Source organism: Actinomycetospora endophytica, from assembly GCF_021026375.1.
GTDB lineage: Bacteria > Actinomycetota > Actinomycetes > Mycobacteriales > Pseudonocardiaceae > Actinomycetospora > Actinomycetospora endophytica.
The window spans coordinates 404,079-416,528 of sequence record NZ_JAJNDB010000007.1 but is presented as its reverse complement, the minus strand read 5'-3'; the positions used below and the strand labels follow the sequence as shown (position 1 = coordinate 416,528).

11 protein-coding genes are annotated in these 12,450 nt (G+C 70.2%); 2 read left to right on the top strand and 9 right to left on the bottom strand.

Features of this window, described 5'->3' with window-relative positions; all coding sequences use genetic code 11:
* Window positions 1-45: 45 nt before the first annotated feature.
* Window positions 46-228 carry a hypothetical protein gene (locus tag LQ327_RS28265; RefSeq protein WP_230739187.1) on the top strand — a complete coding sequence of 61 codons (183 nt, stop codon included), beginning with the start codon at window positions 46-48 and terminating at the stop codon, window positions 226-228.
* Window positions 229-230: 2 nt separating this feature from the next.
* Here the strand turns inward: LQ327_RS28265 and LQ327_RS28260 are convergent, their stop codons facing one another.
* The 7 genes from LQ327_RS28260 to LQ327_RS28230 all read right to left on the bottom strand — a co-directional run bounded on the left by LQ327_RS28260 (window position 231) and on the right by LQ327_RS28230 (window position 8,445).
* The gene (locus tag LQ327_RS28260; protein WP_230739184.1) at window positions 231-545 is read right to left on the bottom strand and encodes a helix-turn-helix domain-containing protein; all 315 of its coding nucleotides are present in this window, start codon (window positions 543-545) and stop codon (window positions 231-233) included.
* A gap of 8 nt (window positions 546-553) precedes the next feature.
* Complete coding sequence (locus LQ327_RS28255) at window positions 554-1,663, bottom strand: tyrosine-type recombinase/integrase (protein WP_230739181.1); 1,110 nt, start codon at window positions 1,661-1,663, stop codon at window positions 554-556.
* Window positions 1,664-2,287: 624 nt separating this feature from the next.
* Complete coding sequence (locus LQ327_RS28250) at window positions 2,288-2,614, bottom strand: hypothetical protein (RefSeq protein ID WP_230739180.1); 327 nt, start codon at window positions 2,612-2,614, stop codon at window positions 2,288-2,290.
* A 119-nt stretch (window positions 2,615-2,733) separates the two neighbouring features.
* Window positions 2,734-3,849 carry a nucleotidyltransferase family protein gene (locus LQ327_RS28245; RefSeq protein WP_230739178.1) on the bottom strand — a complete coding sequence of 372 codons (1,116 nt, stop codon included), beginning with the start codon at window positions 3,847-3,849 and terminating at the stop codon, window positions 2,734-2,736.
* Between the two features lie 432 nt (window positions 3,850-4,281).
* A complete protein-coding gene (locus LQ327_RS28240) occupies window positions 4,282-7,152 on the bottom strand; it encodes a vitamin B12-dependent ribonucleotide reductase (protein WP_230739175.1) in 2,871 nt (956 codons plus the stop codon).
* A gap of 4 nt (window positions 7,153-7,156) precedes the next feature.
* Window positions 7,157-7,753, bottom strand: coding sequence for a transcriptional regulator NrdR (gene nrdR, locus LQ327_RS28235; RefSeq protein WP_230739173.1), 597 nt, complete (start codon window positions 7,751-7,753; stop codon window positions 7,157-7,159).
* A 350-nt stretch (window positions 7,754-8,103) separates the two neighbouring features.
* Window positions 8,104-8,445: a hypothetical protein gene (locus LQ327_RS28230; protein WP_230739171.1), complete on the bottom strand. Its 342-nt coding sequence runs from the start codon at window positions 8,443-8,445 to the stop codon at window positions 8,104-8,106.
* 495 nt (window positions 8,446-8,940) lie between these two features.
* Here LQ327_RS28230 and lexA point away from each other — a divergent pair, with 495 nt between their 5' ends.
* Complete coding sequence (gene lexA, locus LQ327_RS28225; protein WP_230739169.1) at window positions 8,941-9,762, top strand: transcriptional repressor LexA; 822 nt, start codon at window positions 8,941-8,943, stop codon at window positions 9,760-9,762.
* 16 nt (window positions 9,763-9,778) lie between these two features.
* Here the strand turns inward: lexA and LQ327_RS28220 are convergent, their stop codons facing one another.
* Together LQ327_RS28220 and hflX are read right to left on the bottom strand one after the other, a co-directional pair.
* Window positions 9,779-10,834 carry a hypothetical protein gene (locus LQ327_RS28220; protein ID WP_230739168.1) on the bottom strand — a complete coding sequence of 352 codons (1,056 nt, stop codon included), beginning with the start codon at window positions 10,832-10,834 and terminating at the stop codon, window positions 9,779-9,781.
* A gap of 3 nt (window positions 10,835-10,837) precedes the next feature.
* Entirely contained in the window at window positions 10,838-12,385 is a 1,548-nt protein-coding gene (gene hflX, locus LQ327_RS28215; protein ID WP_230739165.1) for a GTPase HflX, read from the bottom strand.
* Window positions 12,386-12,450 lie beyond the last annotated feature (65 nt).

Below are 12,450 nucleotides of genomic sequence, written 5' to 3'. Positions count from 1 at the left end.
CAACGCTCTGGGACCGTCCGCTGAGCCGGTCAGGAGGGCGTCCGGGTGAGCTTGGAGGTGGTCGGCAAGCTCGCGCAGCGCCCGACCGTCAGTGGCTTGCGCGGTCGCGAGGACCTCGTCGAGTTCCTGTTCGGCGAGGTTGGTGATGGAGGCTTGGATGGCGGATCGGATGGTGGTGTGACGCTGCCGGATCTGGTGCTGGCGCTGGGCTTCCCGGGTCTCCGGTGAGGTCACGACTGGTCGGGGCGACGGATGGTGGTGCGCCGGACTTCTGGAGCGCGCCGCGGCGTGGAACCGGTACCGGTCTTGCGGACCGTCGTGTTGACGGTGGTGATCTCGATGAGGTCGTTGGGGTTGCAGGCGAGGATGTCGCAGAGCGCGGCGAAGGTGTCCATCGAGAGCCGCTGCGGGGGCTGGGTGACCAGGCGGTAGACCTGTTCGCGGGAGAGCTCGATGCCGCGCTCGGCGAGTAGCGGCACCAGGTCTGAGGTCTGGTAGAGGTCCCGCTCGGCCATGCGCCGGCGCAGATGCCATTCGAAGCCCATCTTCTTGATCATGAGACAGGCTCCCAGAGGTCGAAGCCGGGCGCGGTGAGCGACCGTTGCAGCAGCCGGTTGCGGTAGTCGTCGGACACTCCGGTGTAGATCGCGGTGGTGCTGGCGTAGGAGTGGCCGACCTGCTCCTGGACGAAGCGCTCCGGATAGTCGAACTCGACCAGATGCGTGACGTAGGAGTGCCGCAGCGAGTGCAGGTCGAGCTCGGGGTCGATGCCTGCAGCGGCGCGGGCGTGCTCGAAGGCATCGTTGATCGACCGGAGTGACATCCGGCCGCGGCGTTCGGTCACCCAGAACGCCGGGTGGTCCCCCGGGACCAAGATAGGCCGGACCTCGGCGAGGTAGTGCTCGACCAGCTCGACGATCCAGTCGAACTCCGGCACCGTCAGGACGGTGCGACGCTTTGCGGTGCTGCCCCGCGAGGATTTGCCGTGCCGGACGAAGAGCCCGCCGATGCGCCCGAAGGCCTTCGCCTTCGGGTTGCTGCGTAGGTCAACCAGGTCGAGGCCTTGGGCTTCCTGGCGCCGTAGCCCGAACGCGTAGACCGTCTTGAGCAGAACCGCGTCGCGCTGGGCGGCGGCAGCTCCCTTGCGTCGCCGTTCGCGGATCTCCTCGACGCGGCCATCGGCGGCGTCGAAGAGAGCCTGGACCTCGTCGTAGCTCAGCGGTCGCCGTGAGGTGCGGCCCTCGAACTCGACGTTGTGGAGCACCGAGTTCCACTCGTGCAGCACTTGCTGCGGTGAGGCGCCGAACCGCTCCAGACACTCGCTCGGCCAGCCGTAGCGGGCGTCGGTGATGTAGTCGCAGAACAGCCGCAGCGCGTTCTGGTAGCTGCGCGCGGTCGAGACCGCTACCGACATCGAGCTCATGAACGCTTCAAGCTCACCAGGTGTCCACTGCCAGGGGTACTGGTTGGAGAACCGGGCGAAGCGACGCACGACCTCGAGCCGCGGCTTGATCGTGGCGTCCGCCCGTAGGAACCGGGACCGCTGTTGACGTGACCAGCCGTCCAACATCGCCTCGAACACAGCAGGCGCTGGGTCCAGATGCAGGACGCCTGACACCAGCACCAAGGACGCCGCTCCTGGCAACGCCGGACCATGATCCACGATGTTGCATCAAACCCAACATCGTTGCGTTGGTCAAGATCGTCAACGTCGCGAGTCAGTGCCCAGTGCGGCTCCAACGAGGAGCTAATGCCCGCAAGTGAGCCTGGACCGCTCGGGTGTAGGCCTCCTCTGCTGGCTTCAGGGCGCTCAGGTCAACAAGGGCACGCGGAACGATCATGCCTTCGTCAGCGTCGGCTGCTGAGGTCTGCCACGCCGACTTCATGTGTTCCCCGGCCACTGTTCTGGTTTGCTTGATGAGTTCAGCGAAAGCGCGCCCAACGTGCTCGGACTCCAGCTCGGTCCAAGCGAGATGAAAGTCGATATTCGCCTGTATCTCCCTCAGCGCCTCGCTAAGCCTGATGCGCTCGTCGACAGGGCGCTCCGCTGCCCGCCGACGGATCGCGTAGGGGAACTCCTTGTAAGCTGCCTGAGCGCGTCGAGCATCGGCGAATGCCTGTCGGAGCCGCGCTCGTTCTTCTTCTCGACTCTTCCGTCGAGCGAGAACAACCGTAACTAGCCCAGTGATGACAGCCGCTGCGACCGTGCCCGAAAGTATCGCGGCTAGGACCAACGTCGCCGCAGAGGCCGATGAGGTCGTCGCCGCCTCAGCCGACAACCCACAATTCATATCGTGTCCGCCTCCTCATGAGGGTATTCCTCACCCAGCCACTCGCCGTGTTCGCGCCACCACGCTTCCTTGAATAGATGCTCGGCGATCATTCCTAGTAGCTTAAGCAGGCCGTCTTCGGGAACCCATCTACGGCAAGCATCGTCTCCAGAATGCCAGATACAGAGCATCCGTCCACCGCGCTTGTTCCGGAAGCGATGCGGCGACTCGACCGACCCGTCGGCGTAGACCTGCGGGTAGGCGGGTCGTCGGCGGTCAAACTCGACTATCACAGTTCGCGCCTCGTAGCCTGCGATCGGAAGTTGAACCTGCCAAGTGTCCACCGGACCACCCGCTCGCTGCTTGCGCCGATATCGAAGACCGGGAAACGCTTTCCGGGCTGCCGCCTCGAGGCGTGCGCGTCTCGGCCAGTCCTCAAGCCAACACCTCGCCGGCTGCCTCCTCACCCTGCGGCATCACCGTAGGAGCGAGGCCGCTTCGTGAGTGCAACACCGGTGCTGGCCGCCGGGCTGCCGGAGAGACCTGTCCTACCGAAGGAAAGAGACTCCCCCGCTCGCACCGTCGCTGCGATGCGGGCCTTCGAGTCCCCGCCAGCAGTGGCGACGTAGTCAGGCCAGAGCGGAGCCAGTGCCTTACGCACATAGGGCTCGTCGTCGTCATGCTCGAGCGCGTCTTTCAGCGCTCCAGCAGCAACCTCAAGCCGATGCACTGCCCGGTCGCGGTCGGCGACTTTGATCGCACCGGACACCTTGGCAGGGTCCGGAGTCAGACGTCTGCGAAGATCCTTCGCGCCTTGAGACCAGAGAGCGAGCAATGCCTCCGGTTCGGCCATCGCCCCTTCGACGAACATTAGACCGAACGCCTCGATGTTAAACGAGCAGAGGGGGCCCGTGGCAGTCCTCTTGTTCTCCGCCTTCGCGAGGCGGATCGCACGAGCCCTAGTGACTCTCACCTCCTTCGGGTCCGCCGTCAGCATCTCCGTATGACGCTGCGGATGGGACGGGTCCCATCGTTCGCGCTCAGTGTTCGGAATCCACAAACCCGGCGCATCCTTGCGCTCAAGGCCTGCCACAAGGTCAGCGCTGGGATCTTCTCCCGTAGGCAGGGGTGAGTGGAAGCGGACGAGCAGGGCCCTCTTGGTGATCGTGATCGCAACGTCCGGGTAGTCAGCCTTCAGCCGACTTCGAACATGCACCCGAAGTCTCTCAACGACACCTCCGGGTCCCTCCTCCTGATCAGAGTCTGGTCCGAGGGTCCGGTGGAATCGACGATCGAGTCGCACGCCGCAATCAGCGTCCAGCCCTTTGTCTCGAAGATGGATCGGGCAGTTCGCCGTGCCGTGAGCAATCGACCCCGACGAAAACGTCTCTAGAACTCCCTCGAATCCTCCGGCCGCCGCGAGCGTAGCGTCTCGCCGCTGACGGGCTTCCTTCAGCGCCGCATCGTCTGGAGTAATCTGCCGTCGTACGTCCGCGAGAATGTCTGCTGTAAAACCCATGGAACTGCCCTCGTGCATATCCGGAGACGAGTAGGATCGGAGCCCGGGCAAGTTCGTCACTGAGACCCACCCGGGCAGCCGCATCTCTGCCTACTTGCGGCGCTTACGCTTCGTCGTCGGCGCCTGAGCCAGTGCGCTGCCGGCAGCTCGCTTCGCAGTCTTCGAGAACCGCGCGTCGCGGAGAACTCGCGACGCTGCCTTCGCAGCAGCCTTGCTCGTCTGTCGAGGGTTCCTCGGCATCTTCATCTCCTTCGGATGGGGGCCTTGCGGCCCGCTACCCAGGGCGTGATGTGATGCCGGTGCAGTACCGCAGGGGACATCACGTCCTGGCTGCAACGAGCGCCCGGCCCCGCAATGGCCGGGCGTTCGTGTTTCCGCAGGCTGTCGACCTACGGAGCTACCTGGACGGGGGCTGAGACCTACCCAGCCCCCGTCCGCAGCACTATGAAGTTGCGCCGATCGACGTTGCAGCTGGTGCAATACCGCTCGGTTTCAGCTGCAGCCGCTGGTCGAGCCGCAGCCCTCGCAGACGTAGCAGGACCCGGCCGGACGCATCTTCGTGCCGCAGGTCAGGCACAGCGGCGCGTCGGCCGCCTTGCCCTGCTGCAGTTCGAGGAGCTCCGTCGAGCTGCCGACCGAGACGTCGGCCCGGCGGCTGCCGGACTCCGTCGAGGTGCTCTCGGCGGGCGCGTCGATCGTGGACCGCAGCTCGGACACGTCCACCGACTCGTCGGGGATCGGTGCCGCGGGCCCGGACGACCCGTAGTCGGCCTCCACCTGCGCCGAGCGCTCGTCGGCCGAGAAGATGCCGAGCTGCGCCCGCTTCTCGTAGGGCAGGTGGTCGAGGGCGATCCGACGGAACAGGTAGTCGACGATGCTCGTCGCCATCCGGACGTCCGGGTCGTCGGTCATGCCGGCCGGCTCGAAGCGCATGTTCACGAACTTCGACACGTAGGTCTCCAGCGGCACGCCGTACTGCAGCGCTATGGAGATGGCCATCGAGAACGCGTCCATGACGCCCGCGAGCGTCGAGCCCTGCTTCGACATCTTGACGAAGATCTCGCCGAGCCCGTCGTCGGGGTACGAGCCCGCCGTCATGTAGCCCTCGGCGCCCGCGACCGCGAACGACACCGTCTCGCTCGGGCGCCGCTTCGGCAGCCGCTTGCGGACCGGGCGGTGGTCGCTGACGGCGACCTCGGCCGCGGGCGTCGAGGTGGAGGTGCCCGACTTGCCGGTGGAGAGCGGCTGCCCGACCTTGCAGTTGTCGCGGTAGATCGCCAGCGCCTTGAGCCCCAGCTTCCAGGACTCGAAGTAGATCTCCTCGACCTCCTCGACGGTCGCCCGCTCGGGCATGTTGACCGTCTTCGAGATCGCGCCGGAGATGAACGGCTGGACCGCCGCCATCATGCGCACGTGCCCCATCGGGGCGATCGCGCGCGTCCCCATCGCGCAGTCGAAGACCTCGTAGTGCTCGGGGCGCAGACCGGGGGCGTCGATGACGTGCCCGTGCTCGGCGATGTACTCGACGATCGCCTCGACCTGCTCGTCCTGGTAGCCCAGCGCCGTGAGCGCCTTCGGCACGGTCTGGTTGACGATCTGCATCGAGCCGCCGCCGACCAGCTTCTTGAACTTGACCAGCGAGAAGTCCGGCTCCACCCCGGTGGTGTCGCAGTCCATCATGAAGCCGATGGTGCCGGTGGGGGCGAGCACGCTGGCCTGCGCGTTGCGCCAACCGTGGCGCGAGCCGACCTCGAGGCCGCTCTGCCACTGCTCGGTCGCCGCGTCGCGGATGCGGGAGTCCTCGCGGTGCAGCGTGCGGATCGCGTCGTTCGCCGCGGCGTGCTTGCGCATGACCCGGCGGTGGGCGTCCGCGTTGCGGGCGTAGCCGTCGTAGGGCGCCACCGCCTCGGCGAGCTCGGCCGAGCGACGGTAGGCGGTACCGGTCATCAGCGAGGTGATCCCGGCGGCGAGCGCCTGCCCGCCCGCGGAGTCGTACGCGTGACCGGTGGCCATGAGCAGCGCCCCGAGGTTCGCGTAGCCGATGCCGAGCTGGCGGAACGCCCGCGTGGTGTCGCCGATCGACTGCGTCGGGAAGTCCGCGAAGCAGATCGAGATGTCCATCGCGGTGATGACCAGCTCCACCGAGCGCACGAAGCCCTCGACGTCGAACCGGCCGTCGTCGCCCAGGAACTTCATGAGGTTCAGCGACGCGAGGTTGCAGCTGGAGTTGTCCAGGTGCAGGTACTCCGAGCACGGGTTCGAGGCGGTGATGCGCCCGGACTCCGGCGAGGTGTGCCAGTCGTTGATCGTGTCGTCGTACTGCAGGCCCGGATCGGCACACTCCCACGCCGCCTCGGCCATGCTCCGGAAGAGCGACTTCGCGTCGACGGAGTCGATGACCTCGCCGGTCATGCGGGCACGGAGGCCGAACTCGCCGCCCGACTGGACGGCGCGCATGAACTCGTCGGAGACGCGCACCGAGTTGTTCGCGTTCTGGTACTGCACCGAGGCGATGTCCGCGCCGCCGAGGTCCATGTCGAACCCGTTGTCGCGCAGGACGCGGATCTTGCGCTCCTCCTGGCGCTTGGTGTCGATGAACTCCGCGACGTCGGGGTGGTCGACGTCGAGCACGACCATCTTCGCGGCGCGCCGCGTGGCGCCGCCGGACTTGATCGTCCCCGCGGACGCGTCGGCACCGCGCATGAACGACACCGGCCCGGAGGCGGTGCCGCCGGAGGAGAGCAGCTCCTTCGACGAGCGGATGCGCGAGAGGTTGAGGCCGGCCCCGGAGCCGCCCTTGAAGATCAGGCCCTCCTCGCGGTACCAGTTCAGGATCGACTCCATGGTGTCGTCCACGGAGAGGATGAAGCAGGCGCTGACCTGCTGCGGCGAGGCGGTGCCGACGTTGAACCACACCGGCGAGTTGAAGCTGAAGTACTGGTGCAGCAGCATCCAGGTCAGCTCGTCGGAGAAGACCTCGGCGTCCTCCGGGGTCGCGAAGTAGCCGTTCTGGCGACCGGCCTCGGTGTAGCTGCGGACGACGCGGTCGATGAGCTGGCGCAGGCTCGACTCGCGCTGCGGCGTGCCGACCGCGCCGCGGAAGTACTTGCTCGTGACGATGTTCGTGGCGTTGGCCGACCACGCCGTGGGGAACTCGACGCCGCGCTGCTCGAAGTTCACCGAGCCGTCGCGCCAGTTCGTCATGACGACGTCACGACGCTCCCACTCCACCTCGTCGTAGGGGTGGCGCCCCCCGGTGGTGTGCACGCGCCCGATCGACAGGCCCCGACCCGCGGCCGCACGCCCGGCCGCTCCGTCCGCGGCGCCGTCCGTGCTCGTGTCGGACCCGACGGTCTCCGTCATCCGTTCATCCCCTCGTGCTCGCGTGTGCCGGGGACGCTTCCCCACGACCCGGCATCGATGTCCCCGAGCGGTCACCCCCGACGGCGTCCTCGCCGCCGGACCGCTCGTCCGTCCCGTTCTCGCCGTTCTCCCCCGACCCGCCGTCGTCCTCCGCGGACATCCGCCCGCGCAGGTCCGCGATCTCGGCCTCGAAGTCGGCCACGGAGGAGAAGTTGCGATAGACGCTGGCGAACCGCAGGTACGCCACTGCGTCCAGCTCCCGCAGCGGCCCCAGGATCGCCATCCCGACCTCGTGACTCGGCACCTCGGCCGTGCCCGACGCCCGTACCGTCTCCTCCACCTTGTGCGCCAGCAGTGCGACCGCGTCCTGGTCGACCGGGCGGCCCTGGCACGCCCGCGCCACGCCGCGCACGACCTTGTCGCGACTGAACGGCTCGGTGACCCCACTGCGCTTGACCACCGCGAGGACGGCCTCCTCGACGGTGGTGAACCGCTTCCCGCACGCCGTGCAGGAGCGGCGGCGACGGATCGCCTGGCCCTCGTCGGCCTCGCGCGAGTCGACGACCCGCGAGTCGTCGTTGCGACAGAACGGACAGCGCACCCTCGGCTCCTCTCCCGCGTCGAGACCTGCGCCCCCGGGCCCGAGCCTGGGGACACACCTGTGGACCGGACACCTCCGGTCGTGGACCGGGCGGTGCCGCCGGTGGACGGACCACCGACATCGGTGGAGTTCCCTGTGGACAGGGCCTCCACCGGCATTCACAACCTGTGGACTAACTACAACCATGTAACCACAAGATGTAGGGGCGCGACGCTAGCGACACCCGAGGAAACGAATCAAGCCCGATCGCGCCGTCGAGGGACGCGCGCGGCGAGCGGTGTCCCCAGGCGCCGGGCGGCGGCGCCCCGGGGCGACTGGGACGCACGGTGCTCCGGGGAGTGACACGACCGTCAGGAGCCCGCCGGCACGACCAGCGGCCGCCCCGGGACCACCGCCGACCCGGAGAGGTGGTTGTCGGCACGGATGCGCGACACGACGGCGTCCGCGTCCGCCGTGGGCGCGGTGCGGTGCGCGACGTCGAGCAGCGACTCCCCGGGCGCCACCACCGTGACCGTCGACCCGGCGGGCACCGGCCCGCCCGGCACGGCCGCCGCGGCCGCGCCGCCGAGGCGCACGGCGAGGACGACCAGGCCGAGCAGCACGACGCCCAGGACCACCGTCGCGACGGTGCGTCGCCGGCGCAGCACCGCGGCCCGCGCGGACGCGCGCTCGTCAGGCGCCTCCGGATTCACTCGTTCGGCCGAAGGCCACGGGCGGGCGAGCGGTGCAGCGAACGGCGCCGGCCGCCCTGCCGGACGGCACGCGTCGCGCCGGCCCGCGGGGCGCGCGGGCACCGCCGGGGCGGGGGCGTACGCCGGCCGCACCCGACCCGGGGATCCGACCGTCCCCGTCGCTCCACCCTCCCGGCCCACCTGGGCCGGGACCTCCACGTCCTGATCCGGGCCGGAGGCCGGCCGCGTGCCCGTCACAGTGCTCGTCCGGGTCGTCATCGCCACGCATCTCCCCTCGCACACGCGTTCGATCGAACGCGTGTGCGATGTCTAGCATCGACCCCTGACAACGTCGACGGACCGCGCGGCGTGTCGTTCGAACACGTGTTTGATCCCGTCGGCCGTCGGCGCTACCTTCTGGTTCCGGGAGCACGCAGCGTCACCGGCGCTCCGGCGGCACGACGGGATCACCGCCGGCCGCGGCGCCCGCTGTCGGACCGGACGGAGGAGGAACCCATGGCTGGACGCAGGCGCGACGGCGGGGTCGAGGAGCCCGCGGAGGTCGCGCGGGCCGCGTCGCCGCCGCCCGGAGCCGAGGGCGAGGTGGCGGCGGCGGAGCAGGCCGAGGTGGTCACCGCGCAGGTGCACGCGTTCCCGGACCGGGAGCCGGAGCCGTCGGCCTCGGGGGCGCCCGCGCTGACCCCGCGCCAGCGCAAGGTGCTCGAGGTCATCCGGGACCACGTGGAGCGCGTCGGCTATCCCCCGAGCGTCCGTGAGATCGGCGACGCGGCGGGACTCACCTCGACGTCGTCGGTGGCCCACCAGATGAAGGTGCTGGAGAAGAAGGGCTACCTGCGCCGCAATCCGAACCGCCCCCGGGCGCTCGACGTCCGCCTCCCCGAGGAGCTGGACCCCGAGCTCGGCGCGGCCGCCGAGACCGAGGCGGTGCGCGCCGACCGGCCCACGCCGTCGTTCGTGCCGGTGGTCGGGCGGATCGCGGCCGGTGGGCCGATCCTCGCCGAGCAGGCCGTCGAGGACGTCTTCCCGCTGCCGAAGGAGCTGGTCGGCGAGGGCGCGCTGTTCATGCTCAAGGTCGTCGGTGACTCGATGGTCGAGGCCGCCATCACCGACGGGGACTGGGTGGTCGTCCGGCAGCAGCCGAACGCCGAGAACGGCGAGATCGTGGCCGCGATGCTGGACAACGAGGCCACCGTCAAGACCTACAAGCGCAAGGACGGGCACGTCTGGCTGCTGCCCGCCAACGAGGCGTACGAGCCGATCCCCGGCGACGAGGCCACCGTGCTGGGCCGCGTCGTGGCGGTGCTCCGGAAGCTCTGAGGACTCCCGAGCGGGGTCAGCGACGCGACCTCCCGGACCGTCGTCGGGCCCTGACCGCGAGGGCGACACCGCCGAGGACACCCAGGACCACGACGGCTCCCACCACGACCTCCGCGACCACCACCGGCGGTCCGGACGGTGGGTCGCCGGACTCCGGCGAGCCCGGCGCCGGGGTCGCCGTCTGCGGCGCCCTCCCGACGAGTCCGGCCGCGCCCGGCACGGCCCGCAGCGACGCCGTGCCACCCGAGTCCCCGGCCTCGCCCGCGGAGAGCAGCGTCCCGTCGGCGGTGAACGCGACGGCCTCACCCTGCGGCTCGCCCGGGAGCGGTACACCGACGGGCGCGGCACGCAGCCCGGCCACGACGTCGTCGGCGGTGCCACCCGTGACGGGATAGAGCCACGCGTCGGTGTAGGTCCGCACCGCGGCGACCCGGCCGTCGGCCGAGAGCGCGCCCCCGGTGAACAGGCCTCGACCGAACGGCCCGAGCGGCCCGCCCTCGGTGCTCGAGAGTGGCACGTCCAGTTCGCCCACGCGGTGCAGCGGGGTCGTCGCCGCGGCGGTCGGCGGGACGTCGGTGGCGTAGATCCCGCTGCGTCCCCCGAGGTCCTTGGTGACGATCACCGGACGGCCGTCCGCGGGCAGCAGCAGCGTCTCGGCGTCGTGCGACCCGTCGGGATAGGTCAACCGGAGCACGGTGGGCCCGCCGCGGACCGGCAGCCGGATCAGTGCGATGTTCGACCGCCGACGGTCGTTGTCCCCGATGTCGGCGAGCCAGAGCGTGCCGTCGCTACGGGCGAGGTCCTCGACGTCGCGCCCGGTCACCCCGACCTGTCGCGTCGACGCCACCGAGCAGTTCGGGGCGAGGGTGTACACGACGGTCGCGTTCCCGCTGTCGTTCACGACGGCGGGTCCGGACGGCGTCACGGCGAGGCCGGACACCTCGTCGAGCGTCCGGTCACGCAGGGCGCACCGCGTCACCGGGGCTTCCGGCGCGGCCCCCGCCACCGGCCCGGCCGCCACCAGCATGGCGAGGACCGGGAGCACCACGAGGACGCCGAGGCCCCGGGTCACCGCTCAGGACACCGGCACGTCCGCCGACACCGACGCCCGCCCGACGGCGGCCGCGAGCTCGGGACGGACCCGCGCCTGCAGCACCGTGCCCTCGGCGAGGTGCCGCTCGGCGAGCACCTCGCCCTCGGCGTGGACCCGGGCAACGAGAGCGCCCTCGGTGTAGGGCAGCACCACGTCGATCTCGACCTCGGGCCGCGGCAGCGCCTCCGCGATCCGGCGCCGCAGGAGCTCGATGCCCTCGCCGGTGCGGGCCGAGACGAACACCGCCCCGGTCAGCGTCGCGCGCAGCTGGGCCAGCGCCATCGGGTCGGCGTCGTCGACCTTGTTCACGACCAGCAGCTCCGGCGGCGCCTCCGCCCCGGACCGCTCCGGGGTGATCTCCCCGATCACCTCGCGCACGGCCGCGATCTGGTCGGTCGCGGAGGGATCCGACCCGTCGACCACGTGCACCACGAGGTCGGCGTCGCCCACCTCCTCCAGCGTCGAGCGGAACGCCTCGACCAGCTGGTGGGGCAGGTGGCGCACGAACCCGACGGTGTCGGTGAGCGTCGCGTCGCGCCCGTCCGGGGTCTGCCAGCGGCGGGTCGTCGGGTCGAGGGTCGCGAAGAGCGCGTCCTCGACGAGCACACCCGCATCGGTGACCGCGTTGAGCAACGAGGACTTCCCGGCGTTGGTGTACCCGGCGATCGCGACGGCCGGCACCTCACGACGGCGTCGCCGGTCGCGCTGGGTGTCGCGGACGGTCTTCATGCCCTCGAGCTCGCGGCGCAGCTTCGAGATCCGCTGGTGGATGCGCCGGCGGTCGGTCTCGAGCTTGGTCTCACCGGGACCACGCGTGCCGACCCCGCCGCCGCCCGCGCCGCCACCACCGGCGCCGCCGCCCTGCCGGGACATCGACTCGCCCCAGCCGCGCAGCCGGGGCAGGAAGTACCGCAGCTGGGCGAGCTCGACCTGCGCCTTGCCCTCCCGGGAGCGGGCGTGCTGGGCGAAGATGTCGAGGATCAGCGCGGTCCGGTCGACCACTTTGACCTTGAGCTTCTCCTCGAGCTGACGCAGCTGGCCGGGCGAGAGCTCGCCGTCGGCGATCACGGTGTCCGCGCCCGTCGTCGACACCGTCTCGCGCAGCTCGGCCACCTTGCCCGAGCCGACGAACGTGCCCGGGTCGGGCGAGGAGCGCCGCTGGATGAGCCCGTCGAGGACCTCCGATCCCGCGGTCTCGGCCAGCCGGGCGAGCTCGACGAGCGAGGCGTCCGCCGTCGCCGAGGTGCCCTCCGTCCACACGCCGATGAGCACGACGCGCTCGAGGCGCAGCTGCCGGTACTCGACCTCGGTGACGTCGGTGAGCTCGGTCGAGGCTCCGCTGAGACCGGGCACCCGGCGGAGCGAGGAGCGCTCCTCGAGGTCCAGCGTGCCGGTCGTCGGGTCGGGGGCACCGGCCTCGTCGTGGACCGTCGGATCGATCTCGATGCGGCCGTGGGAGGAGCGGCCGTCACGACGACCGGGCGTGCCGGTCTCGGACGGGGCGGGACGATCGGATGCGGGTTCTGTCATCGTGCGCTCCACTGTCCCACGGGCGACGCGCCGTCACCACGCCTTTCCGGAGCGCACCGCGGGGC